Origin of the sequence: Mesorhizobium huakuii (assembly GCF_030160235.1) — a bacterium.
Lineage (GTDB): Bacteria > Pseudomonadota > Alphaproteobacteria > Rhizobiales > Rhizobiaceae > Mesorhizobium > Mesorhizobium huakuii.
The window spans coordinates 154,185-170,302 of sequence record NZ_BSNY01000030.1; the positions used below are offsets into that span (position 1 = coordinate 154,185).

At 63.5% G+C, this 16,118-nt stretch carries 15 protein-coding genes; 5 read left to right on the forward strand and 10 right to left on the reverse strand.

Annotation, left to right across the window (positions count from 1 at the left end):
* Window positions 1-939 carry a diacylglycerol/lipid kinase family protein gene (locus QQK95_RS16635; protein WP_284274568.1) on the reverse strand — a complete coding sequence of 313 codons (939 nt, stop codon included), beginning with the start codon at window positions 937-939 and terminating at the stop codon, window positions 1-3.
* A gap of 715 nt (window positions 940-1,654) precedes the next feature.
* Here QQK95_RS16635 and QQK95_RS16640 point away from each other — a divergent pair.
* From QQK95_RS16640 to QQK95_RS16650, 3 genes are all read left to right on the forward strand, one after another.
* Window positions 1,655-2,089 carry a hypothetical protein gene (locus QQK95_RS16640; RefSeq protein ID WP_284274570.1) on the forward strand — a complete coding sequence of 145 codons (435 nt, stop codon included), beginning with the start codon at window positions 1,655-1,657 and terminating at the stop codon, window positions 2,087-2,089.
* Between the two features lie 6 nt (window positions 2,090-2,095).
* Window positions 2,096-3,226 carry a hypothetical protein gene (locus tag QQK95_RS16645; RefSeq protein ID WP_284274571.1) on the forward strand — a complete coding sequence of 377 codons (1,131 nt, stop codon included), beginning with the start codon at window positions 2,096-2,098 and terminating at the stop codon, window positions 3,224-3,226.
* Between the two features lie 162 nt (window positions 3,227-3,388).
* Window positions 3,389-3,910, forward strand: coding sequence for a hypothetical protein (locus QQK95_RS16650; RefSeq protein WP_284274572.1), 522 nt, complete (start codon window positions 3,389-3,391; stop codon window positions 3,908-3,910).
* A gap of 88 nt (window positions 3,911-3,998) precedes the next feature.
* On the opposite strand, the gene QQK95_RS16655 is transcribed toward QQK95_RS16650, so the two are convergent.
* The 3 genes from QQK95_RS16655 to QQK95_RS16665 form a co-directional block, all read right to left on the reverse strand.
* Window positions 3,999-4,622, reverse strand: a complete 624-nt coding sequence (locus tag QQK95_RS16655) for a hypothetical protein (RefSeq protein WP_284274573.1) — start codon at window positions 4,620-4,622, stop codon at window positions 3,999-4,001.
* A gap of 14 nt (window positions 4,623-4,636) precedes the next feature.
* Window positions 4,637-6,259 (reverse strand): FAD-binding oxidoreductase, encoded by a 1,623-nt coding sequence (locus QQK95_RS16660; protein ID WP_284274576.1) that lies wholly within the window; start codon window positions 6,257-6,259, stop codon window positions 4,637-4,639.
* 198 nt (window positions 6,260-6,457) lie between these two features.
* Window positions 6,458-6,700, reverse strand: a complete 243-nt coding sequence (locus QQK95_RS16665; protein ID WP_027047290.1) for a DUF1344 domain-containing protein — start codon at window positions 6,698-6,700, stop codon at window positions 6,458-6,460.
* A 441-nt stretch (window positions 6,701-7,141) separates the two neighbouring features.
* On the opposite strand from QQK95_RS16665, the gene QQK95_RS16670 reads away from it, so the two are divergent.
* Entirely contained in the window at window positions 7,142-7,636 is a 495-nt protein-coding gene (locus QQK95_RS16670; protein ID WP_284274922.1) for a YegJ family protein, read from the forward strand.
* A gap of 13 nt (window positions 7,637-7,649) precedes the next feature.
* On the opposite strand, the gene QQK95_RS16675 is transcribed toward QQK95_RS16670, so the two are convergent.
* Both QQK95_RS16675 and QQK95_RS16680 read right to left on the reverse strand, forming a co-directional pair.
* Window positions 7,650-8,603 carry a hypothetical protein gene (locus QQK95_RS16675; RefSeq protein WP_284274580.1) on the reverse strand — a complete coding sequence of 318 codons (954 nt, stop codon included), beginning with the start codon at window positions 8,601-8,603 and terminating at the stop codon, window positions 7,650-7,652.
* A gap of 107 nt (window positions 8,604-8,710) precedes the next feature.
* Complete coding sequence (locus tag QQK95_RS16680) at window positions 8,711-9,733, reverse strand: CapA family protein (RefSeq protein ID WP_284274582.1); 1,023 nt, start codon at window positions 9,731-9,733, stop codon at window positions 8,711-8,713.
* Between the two features lie 160 nt (window positions 9,734-9,893).
* On the opposite strand from QQK95_RS16680, the gene QQK95_RS16685 reads away from it, so the two are divergent.
* The gene (locus QQK95_RS16685) at window positions 9,894-11,150 is read left to right on the forward strand and encodes a hypothetical protein (RefSeq protein WP_284274583.1); all 1,257 of its coding nucleotides are present in this window, start codon (window positions 9,894-9,896) and stop codon (window positions 11,148-11,150) included.
* Between the two features lie 57 nt (window positions 11,151-11,207).
* Here QQK95_RS16685 and QQK95_RS16690 read toward each other — a convergent pair whose 3' ends face one another.
* Genes QQK95_RS16690 through QQK95_RS16705 form a run of 4 tightly spaced genes read right to left on the reverse strand, consistent with a single transcriptional unit; the run spans window position 11,208 to window position 16,067 of the window.
* A complete protein-coding gene (locus QQK95_RS16690) occupies window positions 11,208-11,492 on the reverse strand; it encodes a hypothetical protein (protein ID WP_284274585.1) in 285 nt (94 codons plus the stop codon).
* A 39-nt stretch (window positions 11,493-11,531) separates the two neighbouring features.
* Window positions 11,532-12,467, reverse strand: a complete 936-nt coding sequence (locus QQK95_RS16695; protein ID WP_284274586.1) for a hypothetical protein — start codon at window positions 12,465-12,467, stop codon at window positions 11,532-11,534.
* Complete coding sequence (locus QQK95_RS16700) at window positions 12,467-15,175, reverse strand: spermidine synthase family protein (RefSeq protein ID WP_284274589.1); 2,709 nt, start codon at window positions 15,173-15,175, stop codon at window positions 12,467-12,469. The genes QQK95_RS16695 and QQK95_RS16700 overlap by 1 nt, the downstream gene beginning before the upstream one ends.
* Window positions 15,176-15,197: 22 nt before the next feature.
* The gene (locus QQK95_RS16705) at window positions 15,198-16,067 is read right to left on the reverse strand and encodes a protein-L-isoaspartate O-methyltransferase family protein (protein WP_284274591.1); all 870 of its coding nucleotides are present in this window, start codon (window positions 16,065-16,067) and stop codon (window positions 15,198-15,200) included.
* Between the last annotated feature and the right edge of the window lie 51 nt (window positions 16,068-16,118).

The following is a 16,118-nucleotide window of genomic DNA, read 5'->3' on the forward strand; positions in this document are numbered from 1 at the left end:
TCAATATCTGAGCGTCAGCGCGCCAGGCAGGATCTCGAAGGTCGCCGGTATGCGTCCGGGCGACTCACCGTCTATGTCGACCAACGCGCCGTTCTTTTCCACATCGCCGAGCGGTTCGACAACCACTTTCTTGCCACGCAGGATGGTGATTGCCGGATGGTTGCGGTGCCGTCCGCCATAGAGCAGGCGGATGTCCCAGATCAGCTTCAGCTTGCCAGCCGCGCGCAGGATGACGATGTCGAATTGCCCGTCGGTCAGTTCGGCATCCGGCGCGATCATCATGCCGCCGCCGAAGAATTTGCCGTTGGCCACCGCCACCAGCGCCATGCGTGCCTCGACCGGTGCGCCGTCGTCGACGGTGATCCGCACATGCTGGAAGCGGTAGCGGATGAACTCGACCACGGTGCGCCACAGGAACAGCGCCTTGGCCGACATCTTGCCCTTGCGCTTGTCGGCATTGACGGCGCGGTCGGTGGCGCCCGACAGGCCGAGGCTGGCGATGTTGATGAAGTGGCGGCTGGCCAGCGCGCCATGGTCGTCGATGTAGCAGATGCGGCCGGCATCGACCTTGCGGCCCTCTGCCCCGGCAATCCGCTTCAAGGTCGCGTCCACCGCTTTCGGCAGGCCAAGACCGCGTGCGAAATCGATGCCTGTACCGCAAGGAAGCAGGCCAAGCTCGGTCGTCCTGCCACTCTCTTCGAACGCCTGCAGCAGCCCGTCGGCCACTTCGCTGGCGGTGCCATCACCGCCGGCCGCGATCACCAGGTCAAAGCCGGTGGCGGCGAGGTCGATGGCCAGCCGTTCGGCGTCGCCCTCGGCTTGCGTCTCGCGCAGCTCGAAGTCGCCGAAGTGCTTTTTCAGCGAAGCTGCGACTTCAGGCCAATGCCGCTTCAGCCGGCCGCCACCGGCTATCGGATTGAGAACCACCCCGACTTTCAAAGACTCGCCCTCCCCGGCGCCGGACATCCATGTCCGATCGTTTGCCGGCATTGAAGCCCGCGCCTGTCGGCGGAGCAAGGGGCGCTGTCGATAGCAACGTCGAAAAGGAGGGCAGGCTGTCTAAGGCAGCGGGCGCCGAAGTTCCCGGGGCTCCCGGCAAACGGTCCCCGATAATCCCGCTATCCACAGGCCCGGGGCCATTCCCCAGGACCCTTACCCGGCGTACGTTGAACCCATCTCAGGCGGCTACCGATCGCCAAGCCGAAAGGCGAAAGTGAAAGGCGGATTTCCTGAGGCCCGTACGGCCCGGAGCGAGAGCAGGCTTGCCTGTTTCGAGGGACGGTAGCCGAGACCTACGGGGCCGCGGAAAGCGTGCCAACGCCGACGGCGGACCGATGCTGCCATGAAGGACGGCAAAAACCTTCGATGGCACGCAGGGCAAAGCCCGCAAGGGCCAAGACCAGCGTGGTCTGGAACGGACGCCGCCTTCGGGTGGTGGCTGGCAGGACCGTCAAAATCAAGGCCGGCATGGCGCGACGACTTTGCGGAAGTTGCTGCCGCGACCGTGTCCTGATCTGACAGGGAGGCGCTGGGAGAAATCCCGGCGCCGACTGTCGTTTCTCCATCCCGCACAATTTTTACGGTGTTTCCGCTTGGGGCTGCAACCGGCGGCAAAATCAGCTAACGTTCGACGGCAATTGAAGGGGGATACTTCATGACGCTGATCCAAAAGCTTGCCGTTGCCTATGCTTTCCTGTTCTTCGGCGTCGTCGCCATCGGCTACATACCGGCGTTCAACGATGCCAACGGCAATCTGTTCGGCCTGTTCTCATTGCAATGGTACGACGACCTGCTGCATGCCTTCTCCGGCGTCTGGGCGCTGGCCGCCGCCTTCATCTCGCACCGCCAGGCGGTGTTCTATTTCAAGCTGTTCGGATCGGTCTATCTGTTCGACGGCGTGCTCGGGCTGATCACCGGCTCCGGCTGCCTCGATGCCGGCATCTTTATCAACGGTTTCCGCTCCCTCAACGACATCGAGTTCCCCACCCGCTTCTTCGCCAACCTGCCGCATCTCGTCATCGGCGGCTTCGCCGTCTATGTCGGCTTCTGGCTGTCGAAGCGCATACACGACCACTTCGCCACGGCCTGACCGGCCATGTTCCTGTTCCGCTGGCTGAAGCGCATCATCAAGACGATCGTCTGGCTGGTCGTCATCATCATCCTCATCCCGGTCGTCGGGCTGAGCTACGGTTTCCTGACGACGCCGTCACTCGACAGGACGCCCCTGCCCGGCATTGCCGATGGCGCGCCACCCAAGGCGCTGGCCGACAAGGTGCGCGCAGAAATTCCCGGCTACCAGCGGCCGGAGGAATCGACCTTCCTCACCTATCCCGAATGGGCGATCGTCTACGCCGCGCGCGAATATGCCGGCTTCGTCGCCAAGGACCAGCCGAGCGGCTTTCCTTATTGGTCCTATGTCGGCCGCTTCTGGCAGGACTACGCCACGGTGATCCGCGCCAGCTCCCCCTACAAGTTCAACTATGCCAACCACCAGATGCTGGTCATCATCGGTACCAGCCACTCGATCGAGCACATATTGCAATGGGCCTATGAGAACACGGTCGGCCGCGTCACCGAAGCGACATCGGCAAAGCGCACCGCCGCCGACATCTACCAGGCCAAGGTGGCGGCCGAATACGCAGGCTTTCTCGACCAGGTGCCGTGGTACCAGTTCGCCTATGCCGAAAAGCGCGCCGGGCTGTTTGCCGTGCAGCCGGCGCCGGGCGACAGTTCCGTCCGCACCAGCGAACGCAAGCTCGCCTTCGGTCTCGCCGACACCATCAAGCAGGGCTATGCCGACCTGATCAAAAAGGCGCTCGCAGCCACCTCCGACCCGGCCTTCCTCGATGTCCATGTCTGGGCCAAGGGTCCGGTCGGCGAAGCCACCCGCAACGAGCCGGACACCTTGCTGGAGCGCGATTACGGCGCCGACGGCACCATCTTCGTCACCAGGCGCTATCAGGTCTTCACCGAGATGATCCCGCGGCTGATCGACAAGGGCGTCTCCTTCGTCGAGATCGGCGGCAATGACGAGATCATGGTCACCACGCTGTCGACCGACTCGATCGCCGTTCCCGAAGGCATGCGCATCCTGTTCAGCTATCCGCTGCCGGCCGATCCCTCGACGCGCCGCACCGGCATGGTCGTGGCCGTGCGCAAGCTGCATCTGGTGCTGCCTTCGCTGATGAAGGCCGGCGCCAAGCTTGAACACGTCTACGACTATTGAGGCCTTTCGGCCACGCCCGGCCGAGATCAGGCGCGCCGCCATGCTCATTCCACAATCGCGGCCAAATCCCGCCTTGTTCGCGCGCGATGGAATGGGCATGTTGCCTGACAGGCGACATGCACCTGAATGGGCTGCCGGGGGGCATCTCGAAGGGACAAGACCGTGATCAAGACCGCCCTTGTCGCCATGACCATTGTCGGCTGCGACTGCGACGCCAAACTGTGCGAATATATCGGCGAGACGCCGGCCAAGTGGTCGACCATCGCCGAATGCGAAGCCGCGATGAAGAGCCAGATCCTGCACCAGCACAATTTCAACTATCCGCTGGTGTCAGGCATCTGCCGCACCAAGGGTTCGTCGTCCTCTTCGCAGCTGGCGGCAACCGCATCCCGCCCGGAACTCAAGCCCGCCAGCAGGGTCGTGCGGACGGAAAGCCCGCTGCCGCCCGAGCTGAGCCATCGGCCGAGCGTGCCCGTCGGCTCGCCGACGACAACCGTCGACGCGGACGCTGCCCGGCCCGTCGCCTATGAACAGGTGGTCGATGGCGGAACCGGCGTGCTCTACCGCACGAAGAACGGCTATGCCGTGGTCAAGACCGGTCTCGGCCGCGCGGCTTCCGCGACGACCGATGCAGCTAAACGCTCCGTGAACTGGCTGGCCGGCCTGGTGCCGACGGGGCTTTAGAGCAATTCCAGGAAAAGTGTGAAACGGTTTTCCCGGAAAAAGCGCGGAGCGCTTTCCCTTGGGAATTGCGCCAAGACAAAACAGCCCCCTACATCTTGACCTTCAGGCTCGCCCAGAACTTGTCGATCAGCGGCTGTTCCGTGGCCAGGTCCTCGCTGCCGACGCGCGTGACGAACAACAGCCCCTGATCGGCAAGCCCATAGCCGACGATCTCGAAATACGCTGTGTCGGTGCGCGTCTTCACCTCGGCGCGGATGCCGGTCAACTCCTTGCCGTCGGCGAGCTTGCGCGTCGTCGGCTGCTGCGTCAGTTCCGCACCGGCCTGCACCGATTCCCTGGTCATCTCCTGCAGCATCAGCTGGTTGAGCGACACCGGGTTCATCTTGCCATATTCCTGCACGACGACGATCGTGCCCAGCGCCGAAGCCATCAGATATTGCGTGATGTTTTCGCCAAGATCGGTCTTGGTCACCGAAATGCCGCTCGGATGGACGAAGGAGAAGCTGTCGCCGGAGAAGGTGGCGAAGTCGTTGCGCTCGAGCGTCACCTTGCTCTGCTTGCCGCCGGGCAGCGTAATGGTCGTGCTCTCACCCGGATCGATATCGACCGCCACGCCGTCGATGGTCAGCTTGAAGGCCTTGAGGTCCTCGGCTCCGGCCGGTCCAGCGCACAGCGCGATGAGAGTGAGGGCTGCCGCTGATACCATGCGCATTGATCGTCTCCTGCTTACGCCACCCCGCTCAGCGCCTTGATGCCACGGTAGAAGGTCGAGGAAAACAGTTCCGTCGGGTCATAGTGCCGCTTCGCCGCCAGGAAGGCCGGCAGTTCGGGATAGGAGGCCAGCAATTCCCTGGCCGTGTAGTGCAGCTGGTAGGGCAGGAAAAAGCGCCCGCCATGCTTGATCGTCACGTCGATCAGCGCCCGTGTCAGCGCCCGCATCTTCGCATTGCCGTCGGCATCGGTCGGCTGGTTGATGTAGAGCACCAGCGAATAGGCCGGCTCCGGCGCATAGGTCAGCGCCACATCCTCCTTGTGGACGATGCGCACCGAGGCGTTGAGCACCGGCAACGACTGATTGCGCAGGATATCGCGCGCTTCGGTGATGAACTCGACATACGCAGCACGTGGAATAAAATACTCGTGCAGTATGTCGGTCTCGTCTGTCAGATCGTTGAACAGATACGGCACCGAATCGTGCATCGGGTTGTTGCGGGTGACGAGGCAGGCCTCGCCCTGCGCCATGGCTGCGGTGCGCGCCACCGTGCAGCTCTCGAATTTCGGCTCCAGCGTCTTTTCGGTGAACCACTTCAGCTCCTGGAACAGGCTGCCCCATTTCGCCAGGTTGATGATCACCCGCTTCAGCCCGACCGAGCCCGGCTCGCCGATAGCAGGCTGGTTGGGCGGCGGCTGGTCGGCCACCTTGTCGTAGCGGTAGACGATCATGTCCTCGAGGAAATTGCCCGGCGCCGTCGACAGATGGCCGTAGAACAGGCCGATATCCTTGTTCGGCTCCAGCACCTCGGCGAAGAACTTCGGGAAATCGTCCGATTTGATGATTTCGCGCGAGGTGCGGTAGACGGCGTTGTCGACGATATCGAGCGTTGCCTCCACCACCACGCCGAACAGGCCATAGCCGCCGACGACATGGCGAAACAGCTCGCTGTTCTCCGTGGCCGAGCAGGTCGTCACCGACCCGTCGGCCAGCATCACTCGCATCGAGCGGATCGAGCCGGCAACCGAGCCTGCCTGGTGGTCCATGCCATGCGCGTTGACCGACAGCGAGCCGCCGACGGAGAAGATGTCGGTCGACTGCATCGCCTTCACCGCGAAGCGCGGATGCAGCAGGTTCTGGATGTCGTGCCAGCGCGCACCAGGCTGCAGCGTCATGGTTCTGGCTGCCGCGTCAACGCTGACCTTGTTGAATTTCTTGAGGTCGAGCACCAGCGCATTGTCGTCGAAGGCATGGCCGCCCATCGAATGGCGGATGGCGGCCAGCGACACTTTCAACCCGTTGGCGCGGGCGAAGGCCAACGCCCTGGCGACATGGTCCTCCTCGCTGACCTCGACCACGCCATAGACCGGCGTCCGCGACAGGCCGCTGGCATCGTTGATGTCGCCACCCTTGGCCGACCAGGGCAGCGAAGGGTCAAAGGCCGGCGGACTGGCAATCGGCTTCAGCGGCAGGGCAATGCCGTCAATATCGGCGATGCGCCCGGCGTTCTTCGGCCCCGAAGGCCCGCGCGCCAGCCGCGCCATTGTGGTTCCGCCCCACAGCATCGCGCCGCCGACCACCGTCGCGCCGAGCACCAGCCGGCGCGACAGGCGAAACCCCTTCTGTTCGTCAGCCATGCGTATCCCCCGTTGGCCAAGGGATAGCGCGGCTCTCCGGCGAAAACCATAGGGGCACCGCCGGGGCAGCATTCCGCCACCTCGCTGGCCTGAGTGAACAGCAGCATGAAAATGGCCGATCCCCGAAGGAACCGGCCAGGATTGGAACAGGGTCTCGAAAATTCGGTCGGCAGGTCTGCCGACGCATGATGCTCGTGTCTACGAAGCCTTCTTGATCGATGTGACCATGCCGGTCTTGTCATCGACGGTTACCGCCACCTTGGCGCCGACCTTGAGTTTGCCGATCTTCGCTTCCGGCGAAAGCTGGTAGATCTTGCCGTCGTCGAGCGTAATCGACTTGGTCGTCGGATCGACCGCCTGGATGGTGCCCTGAACGGAAGCGGCATAGGCCGTACCGAGGAAGGCGAGCAGAGCGGCGGTGGTTGCGAGGGTCTTCTTCATCGATAGCACTCCGTGCTGTTTCACTTTTCCGGGCCGCCGCTTTGGGCAACGACAGCACCGAACGAACCGACACTGGGCCTGAAAGCCTGCTGGCCGCAAATCACATTGAGTGACTTTTCGCAAAGGAAATCATAGGCTTAATTCTGACACATTGCTTGCGGCCGGCGCGATTTGCAGCCGTATCGTTTGCCTCGACGCGCGCAGTTCGTCCAAGAAAAGAATCGTTTAGGCGATTGCGGCGGGTACCTCGCGGCCATCACGCAGCCGCCATAATCCGCCCTGGATTGCATCACGGAACAGCCTGCTGATCTTCAGTTGATACAAATCTTGTTTCATGGATCAGCTCAACCGCCATCTCAAAAAGGTGGATAAACTCGCGCTATGGTTGCAGATTCGAAATGAATGCGCGATGATTTCAACAGTCGCGACGGGGTAGGCACGATGAAACTTGCAGTCCGGGCCATGATATCCCTGATGCTCGCGTTTGCTCCGGGATTGGCCGGCGCACAAGGCGTGGATCCAGGCGACGACAAAACGGTCATCTTTACTCCCGACGATCCCGATATGGCTCTGGCTACCGCCAAGGCGCGCGCCAGACTGGATGAATTCCTCGCCTTGTCCGAGGCTCCTCCCCCTGGGACAGACAGGTTCAAACTGAAGGTTAAGGTGCGCGACGGCAACGTCACCGAGCACTTCTGGGTCATCCCATTCCGCCGCACCGAGGCCGGATTTGTCGGCATCCTGGCAAACCAGCCGGAGGGGGTGCACAATGTCGTCCTCGGCCAGACCATAGAATTCACCAGGGACGACATTTCCGACTGGGGCTATAGAAGCGGTGGGCGTCAAGTTGGCAGCTTCACCGTCTGCGCGATGTTCAAGAGAATGTCCAAAGAAGAAGCAGACACCGCGCGCAAACAATATGGCTTCGACTGCTGACGGCGGGATCCGATCAACCGATCTCGTCCTTCGCCCCGATCTTGCGCACCAGTGAGGCCGTTGCCAGCATGGCGCCCATGTCGGAGATCATCGGCGCGACATGCCTGGTGTAGTCGAGCGGCACCGAAATCTCCGGCAACTCGAAGAAATTCTTTGCCTGCGGCAGCAGCAGGAAACCGTCGCCGCCGTTGAGCGCGACGCGGGCCGGATCGTCGGGCCAGGTTTCTCCCAGCCATTTCAGCGCTTGCGCCAGCCGGCCGGTCACCAACGGCCGCGCTGCCTCGACATTGTCGGTGCGGAATTCGTAGGCCGCGTCAAGTTCGGGCACGCCGGACGGCAGGTCCTGCATCTTGCTGGCGAACATGCCGCGGAAGAAGCCCATGACCGCATTGGTGCGCCGCGTCGCCACCAGTATTCCCGGGAACGGCTCGATGGCCTCGAAAGCGACGATGACGCCCTTGAAGGTTGTCGCCTTGGTTTTGGTCGACGCCCCGTCCCAAAGGTCAGCTTCGTAGAGTTCGAACGCAAACCCGTCATAGCGTCCCGATATGATATCGTCGAAGCGGCTCATGCTGGCGCCGCCGACCGTCTCGCGCGGCAACCGGTCGAAGGAATTCGGCGTCAAATCGTGCTGGTAGCGCATATCCCCGATGAAGCCGAAGATGATCGGCATCAACGTCTCGCGAAACGATTGCTGCAGCCGCGTGGCCGGCTTTCTGGCCCGGAAGTAGACCAGGATCGAAACCGCGAAGCCGATGACATAGAGGAACACATGCGGCGTCGAGAACCATTGCTCATGGGGATCGGCGACCTTGTTGAACAGCCAGGCGATCACCGCCACGGCCACCAGCACCAGCCCGACGAACAGCGGCACCCGCCAGCGCGCCTGCCGCACCGCCGAAGCCCGCGCCGCCTCATAGGCCTCGATGTTCTTCCGGATGCCGGCGATGACGGCCTCATCTGGCATGAAATCCGCTGCTTCCACCGCCACCCCCGTCGCCTCGACAAGTCCATGATAACTGGTTTTGTCGGATGTATCGACTACGGCGCCTCAACGTCTCGTCGCTTGCCGCACTAAGGAAAGATTGCGTCCAACCGCCCCTCGACTTTCCCCCTCATCGCACCATCCAATCCCTCCACCGGCACCAGCCGCTCATGATCCCCGCTCCGCAGCCGTACGAACGGATACATCCGATAAGCCGCAATCGCGCCGCGCGACCCCTCATCCGCGCTGACATCGACCACGAAAATCCCGCCAATGCGCCCCGGCCATGGCTGGCGGGCGAGCGCGGTGCCGAGGAAATCGCCAAGCCCGTAGGCGACGATCGCATCGCCGATCCGCTCCACCGGCTGCAGCACATGGGCGTGATGGCCGGCGATCAGCCCGACGCCCTGCCCGGCCAGGCGCCTCGCCAGCGCCTTCGTCCCGGCCCGTGGAAAATGCCGGAACTCCCAGTCCCAATGCGGCACCGCGCAGAGAAGATCGACGCGCGGCCGGCGCTCTGCATCGCTGGCCATCGAAACGCGCCCGGCAAACAAGTCTTCGTCAGCATTGCGCCACAGCGTAAAGGCAGCCAAGCCGACGTTGAGCGGTCCGAGTTTGACGGACTGCACCGGGCCATCGGCGGCAAGGCCTATGCTGCGGATGCCGAGCCGCCTCAGCGCCGCCACCGTCTCGTCGAAACCGGCGACGCCCTGGTCGAGCAAGTGATTGTTGGCCAGCGACAGCACCAGTTTCTCGTGCCCGATACCGACCGCCGCCAGCGCCTCGGCCAGAAAGCGCGCGCTCATCGCATGATGGGTGCCGAGCCTTGTGCCGAGCACCGCGCTCGGCCTGTCCACGACAGGGCTTTCGCAATTGCCGATCACCAGATCGGCAGTGCCAAGCAGCGCCTTGATCGCCGGATCACAAACCGGCGCACTGCTGTTGGCCACGGCCGAGATGTCGCCGATGAAGGCAAGCCGCACCTTTCGCATCGGCGGCGGCTCGATCAACCTCGCCGCCATCGGCGCAAACCCGTCGCTGCCACCGCCAAGCGACGGCTTCAGGAAACGCGGCAGCCAGGACAGTTTATAGGAAAGCGGATAGTTCGACACGCGACGCCCAATCGTTTGCCTTGTTTAGACCGTCCAGAGGGCAGGTTGAAGCCGTCGCCAATCAACGATGTGAACAGCGCATCGGCACTGACGGGCGCGGCACCGCAAATAGCCGCAAATCTGTGTATGGTCGCCGGTGCCAAATGCTTGGGAGGAAAAGATGACACGAATTGCTAGCCTGCTGGCATCCGCCTTCATTGTGCTTCTACCCTGGTCGTCCGCCAGTGCCGCCATGCCGGAGGCGGCAACCGCGCTGTTCGAGGCAAAGACCGTGGCCGCGCGCGACAGCGCGCTCTCGACGCTCGAGGCCGCCGCGCCGAAAGATCCGGCTTCGGCCTATGCGGCCGGCGCCGGCGAGTTCTTCACCGCGCTTGAACTGCTTGCCAGCGGCCTGCACCGCCACGGTTTCGAAAGCCCGCAATCCTTCATGCTGCCGCTGATGCAGCTGCCGGTGCCGTCCAATCCCAATCCCGAGCCGCTGACCTACGAAGAGTTCCGCGCCATCTTGGTCGCCTTCCGCGACAGGCTGGCAAAATCCGCCGCGACGCTGGGCTCGGTGCCGGCCGATGCCGATATCGGCATGGTCATCGACCTCACCCATGTCGGCATCGACCTCAACGAGGACGGCACGATCGCGCCGGGCGAAAGCATGGCGGCCATCATGGCCGCGCTGTCGCACGGCAGCATTTCGCAGGGCGATACCGCACCGGCGCTGACCTTCCGTTTCGACCGCGCCGACGGCTATTGGCTGCAGGGCTATGCCGAGTTCCTGATGGCGCAGGCCGATTTCTGGCTGGCGCATGATTTCAAGAGCACGTTCGACGGCTCGTTCCACATGCTGTTTCCGCGCGCAAAACTGCCGTTGCAGGATATTCTCGTGCCGCCGCCCAGCGAGATGGGCTCGAGCATCTTCTCCTCGGAATGGCGCATCGCCGACTTCATCTCGATGGTGCACATGATCAACTGGCCGGTGGTCGAGCCGGAGCGCCGCAAGGCGGCGCGCCAGGAATTGCTCGAAATGATCCGGCTGTCGCGCGAGGACTGGAAGGCGATCCGCGCCGAGACCGACAATGACCGCGAATGGCTGCCCGGCCGGCAGCAGAAGGGCGAGAATCCGCTGACCGGCCTCGAAGTCGGTGAGGAGCAGGTGCAGGCCTGGCTCGCCACCTTGACCATGGCCGAGGACCTGCTGGAGGGCCGCGCGCTGCTGCCGCATTTCCGCATCACCGGCAAAGGCATCAACATGAAGCGCTTCTTCGACGAGCCGAAGCCTTTCGACCTCGTGCTGTCGATCACCGGCCCTGGGATTGCGCCCTATCTCGAAAGCGGCAAGATCCTGACCAGCGAGGATTTCGACCAGATCCAGCGCGAATTCGGCGGCGGCGGGTTTTTGACCTTCGCGCTGTGGTTCAACTGACGAAAGCTTGGGTTCCTCGCCCCCACGGACGTGGGGGAAAAGCCCAAGACCTGCGCGTCAAACAAAGAGTTGGAAAAACCGCCGCTGGAGCCGCAGCAGCCCGGCCATGGCGGCGGCTAACAGCGCGTTCGATATCACGCCGATGGCGGCGGTCGTCCAGGCGATGTCGCCGGACTGGCCGAGGATAACGAACGGAAATCCGGCCGCGATCACCACAATCGCCGCGAGCAATCCAAGCCAGCCCATGCCCGGCCGCTTGACCAACCGGCTGAAGAAATAGGCGATCCCGACCAGCAGGATCCTGAGCGGGTCCAATATCTGGGTGATGACAATGGCGGTCATAAGCATGTGCGAGAACTGGAACTGGAGTGCCAAAAAGCCTTAGCGCGGAAAGCCGTGGAGTCTGCCAAGCAGCCACTGCAGCGGATTGCCGACGAAGGCGCGGGTGACGAACGTATCGTGGGCGGCATCGGAGGCAAGCAAGGCGATAGTGCCGGCTTCGAGGCGGCGGGGCGGATCGGAACTGGCGTCGATGCCCTGGCCCGCCAGCAACTGCCTGATTTCGGCATTGCCGGAGGCGGAGGATTTGCCATAGGCGCTGACGAAGAAACTCTTCCGGTGCTGCGCGACCCAGCTGACGAAAATATCGGCCTCGTCGAACACCGCGTCGAGCAGGATGACACCGAGCAGGCGCCCGCCGATGTCACCGTTCCTGAGAATGGAAGCGGCCGGATTGTAGCCGCCGCTATAGGCCACCAGCACCACCGGCATGGCGTCGAACTTTGCCGCCTTGGCGCCGGTGAGCTTGGCCAGGCCTTGCGCCGTCTCGGCCATGAACCCGGCAAAATAGCCCGGCGTCCAGAAATTGCCGGCACTGGAATCCTGCGCATTGCTGGCGAATTGCGGCGCCACCAGAACGGCGTTGAGGCCGGACGCCTCGACCTGCGCGACGACACGCTGGCGGCCGACCACGTCGCGCTGCAAGGTCGCGCCATTGCCGTGGAAGAACACCACGATGACCGCCGGCTTGGCCGGATCGAACCCTTTCGGCACCGCCAGCAGCGTCGAGCGGTCGGAATAGGTCTCGTCTTCCCAGTAGATGCCGCCGCGCGGCGAGGTGTGGCCGCGCCTTCCATCCGCCGCCGTGACGTCGAGAAACGGCGCGGAGCCATCGGGCAGCTTGCCCCGATAGGGAAAGGGCGATGCCTTGAACGGCACGATGGTGGATATGGCCTTGCGCAAGCGCGCCCCCTGGCTTGCCGCCGGAAACACCGCCGTGGCCAGCAATCCGGCGACGATGGCGCGCCGGTCCGGCATCAGGCCGCCACCAGCCGCACGGCCGGCGCCTTCGACGGCAGCAGCACGGCAAAGAAGGCCGGAATGGCGATGAGATAGGCGATGGCCGCCCATTGCAGCACGGCGCTCAAGCCGAAGCTGGTGGCGACGATCGGCACGGCGGCCGAGCCGATCACCGAGAAACAGCCATTGATGCCCCAGGCCCAGACGAACAGATGCTCCTTGCCGAGCCGCGCCAGCCAGGTCATGGCGGTGGCCATCGGCATGCCCATCAGGAAGGCCGGCGGCGACACCAAGAGGAAGCAGAGCAGCAGCCGCACCGCATAGGGATAGGCACCGATCCGGTCGAGCACCGGCGACAAATAGAAGCCATAGGCGAGCAGCAGCACGCAGACGGCCAGCAGCACGAGAGGCAGCAGCGTCCTGGCGCGGTCGAAGATGCGTTCGGCGAACAGGCTGCCGAGCCCGGAAAACACCAGCATCGAGGAGATCAGCACCGAGGCCGAAACGGTCGGATTGGCCAGCGCCACGGTGAACCGGCTGATCAGCCCAACCTCGACCATGATGTAGCCGAGGCCGAGACAGGCGAAATAGAGGATGGTGCCGAGCTTGCCGCGCGAGCGCGAGAACACGATGCGCCAGCCGAAGATGACCGGCAGCAGCACCAGCGACGCCGCCGTGACGCAGGCAATGCCGAGCGTCGCCCAGATCAGGAGGTAACCCCAATCGTCCTGGAACAGGTCGAGCCGGTCCAGCGTGCGCGGCAGGTCGGCGACCTTCACATAGGCCGCGAAATAAGGCTGGTCGTTGCTCAGCGCCCGCGTGTCGAAGACATAGTCGCCGGCGAGTTTTCCCCAGCCGCCGGTCAAAAGCGCGTGCCAGGTCATGCGCTGCATTTCCGTCGCCGGCAACACTTGCGGGCCGGCATCGCCACCGGCCCCCGCGCAGGCGTCTAGCGTTGGATCGGCTGGCGCGGTCGGGTCGCAATCTGGATTTGCCGGTGCGGTCGGGTTGGCAGGCGCGGTCGCATCGGCGGCCGGCTGCTGCGTCAGCGTCGCGTCCTGTCCGCTGCCGAAGATCGAGGCGCGATAGTCGTCGAGCACCTTTTGCGCGCCCGAACCATCATAGGTCATTCCCGGATAGTAGACTTCCTCCCAGGACATCGACTTGGTGTAGTCGCGCAGCGTCTTGATCTCGGTCTCGGTGAAGCCGCCGCGCTTGAACAGCACCGTCGTGGTCGAGAGATAGCTTGAGACCGCGAAGATGTCGTTGGCCGCGCCCTTCGGGTCGAACGTGGTGGCCGCCTCGGCGACGGTCGAATAGAGCTTCAGCACCGATTTCGGCGGCTCTTCCTTGTTCCACAAGGTGATCGACAGCACGCCGCCATCGGCCAGCGCGTGCATGTAGCTCAGCATCGCTTCGCGCGTGTAGGCGTATTTTTCCGAGATGGCGAAGCCGCCGGGATTGGACAGGCCGACACTGTCGGCAAGGCTGAGGTCGATGACGTCGTAGCGCTCCGTCGTGTTGGCAAGAAACAGCCGCCCGTCATAGTCGATGACCTTGAGCCGCGGCTCGGCCAGTATATCGCCGGTCACATCCTTCAACACGGGGTCGCGGAACGCCCGCAATGTCATTGGATTGCTCTCGGCGACGGTCACCGAGGTCGAGCCGGCGTTGAGCGCGGCCTGCGTGGAAATCCCGCCGCCGAACTGTACGACGAAGGTCTTGGGCTTGTCCTTGATGACATAGGGATAGTGCATCGGCAGGTAGCGGAAATAGACCTGCTCGGCCGGCGCCAGGTTGCGCATGATGCCTTCCGGCCCGTCGCCGTCGCGATACATGCCGACATAGGTGTTGGCCGGCACTTCGGGCATGCCGAAGGCGGCATTGTCGCTCAGCCCCGGCGCGAAATGCATGTAGGAGCTGGCATAGACCTGCAGGTCGCCGAACGGCGAGACGCTGCGGTAGATGCGCTTGCCGTCCGGAAAGTTGCGGGCATAGGCGACGCCCTTGTACTGCGATACGGCAATGTCGGGTATGCCGAGCAGGCCGGGCAGCATGAGATAGCCTGATATCGACAGCGCCGCGACCACGACGCCGGCGACGACGCTCTTCCAGGCGCCGAAAGCAAGGAACCACAGCAGCGAACCGGCGGCCCACAACAGCAGCGGCACGACGATGATGGTTTCCGGCGCGAACAGATAGAGCGACACCAGCACGACGAGGCCGGCGAGCCCCGAGCCGGTGAGGTCGGCGAAATAGACACGGCCGAAGGCGGTGCGGCTTTTCAGGAAGACGATGCCGAGGAAGAACGCCCCGGCCAGGAACGGCAGGAGATAGAGCAGGAAATTGGCGAGCAGCCGCCATTTCTGCGCGGGGTCGGACACCAGGAAGATGGCGTTGAACGGCACCGTCTGGGCTACCAGGTTGGAGCCGACGGCGAGCGGGCCGATCAGCAGCAGGGCGGCGGTGGCGGCTCCTTGCCAGTGGCGGTCGAACCAGCCCTTGCCGGCGAAGATGACGACGCTGGACAGCGAGAAGCCGAGCATGGCGAGGCTGACCACCAGCGAGCCGAAATGCGACCAGCTGCCGACGGCGAACACCCGCATGACAGCGATCTGCAGGGCGATGATGGCGCCGGCGATCAGCCCGACCGCAAGATAATGCGCGAGCCGCGGCGCCTCGAGGGAAGGAACAGTCAGACGGGAATTCGATATGACGGCTGCCATTCAGGTCCCTTGATACGGCAACTCAGCCGTTGTGCGTGCCGACGATCTGATCGCCTTCCAGCTTGGTGAACGGGACGAACGGCACGACCTTGCCATTGTAGATATCCGAGCGGACGATGTTGAACGTGCCGTCGGCGAGCTGCTGCTTGATCACCTTGAGCACGTGCTGCGCTCCCGGCGGGCCGACCGGAATGACCATCACGCCGTTCGGCTTGAGCTGCTGCAGCAGCGACGGCGGAATGTGGTCGATGCCGCAGGTGACGATGATCTTGTCGAACGGGCCGACGCTTTCCCAGCCATAATAGCCGTCGGCATTGCGGCTGGTGACCGAACCGAATTCGCTGTAGCCGCGCTCGACCAGCCCGTCATAGGTGCGCCGCGTGCGCTGCGCCAGCGGATTGATGATCTCGATCGTGTGCACCTTGTCGGTGAGGTTGGCGAGATAGGCCGACTGGTAACCCGAGCCGGTGCCGATCTCGAGCACGGCCTCGCCGAACTGCACGTCGATCGACGTCGTCATCCGCCCGACGAGGTGCGGACCCGAAATCGTCACGCCATAGCCGATGTCGAGAAAGGCATGGTCATAGGCGCGCCCCAGATTCTGCGGCAGCACGAATTCCTCACGCGGTGTCAAAAGGAAGGCGCGCTTGTTGCGGTCGTCCAGCACGTCCTTGTTGTAGACCATGATCTGGAAGCGATCGAATCGCTGCGCCAAAAACTTCGGATCCTCGCCGCGATTGGCCACCATCCAGTCGATGAACGATTTTTTGTCGTTGAACGGCACTTCGGCATTGCGGTCGTAGGGCACCGGCACGTTGGCCCTGACCGTGGCTGGAAGAATGGAGAACGCCGCCGCACCCGCCGACAGCGTCAAGAAATCCCGACGCTTCATGGAAAAAGCCTCCAAAAGTGGCCTTTGCCACCCCAAAACCAAGCACTTCAA

Coding starts and splice junctions, on each gene's coding strand:
- QQK95_RS16695 (WP_284274586.1), bottom strand. CDS start 12,467: ATGCCGGACCGGCGCGCCATCGTCGCCGGATTGCTGGCCACGGCGGTG.
- QQK95_RS16665 (WP_027047290.1), bottom strand. CDS start 6,700: ATGAAGAAGACCCTCGCAACCACCGCCGCTCTGCTCGCCTTCCTCGGT.
- QQK95_RS16640 (WP_284274570.1), top strand. CDS start 1,655: ATGACGCTGATCCAAAAGCTTGCCGTTGCCTATGCTTTCCTGTTCTTC.
- QQK95_RS16675 (WP_284274580.1), bottom strand. CDS start 8,603: ATGCCAGATGAGGCCGTCATCGCCGGCATCCGGAAGAACATCGAGGCC.
- QQK95_RS16670 (WP_284274922.1), top strand. CDS start 7,142: ATGAAACTTGCAGTCCGGGCCATGATATCCCTGATGCTCGCGTTTGCT.
- QQK95_RS16655 (WP_284274573.1), bottom strand. CDS start 4,622: ATGCGCATGGTATCAGCGGCAGCCCTCACTCTCATCGCGCTGTGCGCT.
- QQK95_RS16685 (WP_284274583.1), top strand. CDS start 9,894: ATGACACGAATTGCTAGCCTGCTGGCATCCGCCTTCATTGTGCTTCTA.
- QQK95_RS16700 (WP_284274589.1), bottom strand. CDS start 15,175: ATGGCAGCCGTCATATCGAATTCCCGTCTGACTGTTCCTTCCCTCGAG.
- QQK95_RS16645 (WP_284274571.1), top strand. CDS start 2,096: ATGTTCCTGTTCCGCTGGCTGAAGCGCATCATCAAGACGATCGTCTGG.
- QQK95_RS16660 (WP_284274576.1), bottom strand. CDS start 6,259: ATGGCTGACGAACAGAAGGGGTTTCGCCTGTCGCGCCGGCTGGTGCTC.
- QQK95_RS16690 (WP_284274585.1), bottom strand. CDS start 11,492: ATGACCGCCATTGTCATCACCCAGATATTGGACCCGCTCAGGATCCTG.
- QQK95_RS16705 (WP_284274591.1), bottom strand. CDS start 16,067: ATGAAGCGTCGGGATTTCTTGACGCTGTCGGCGGGTGCGGCGGCGTTC.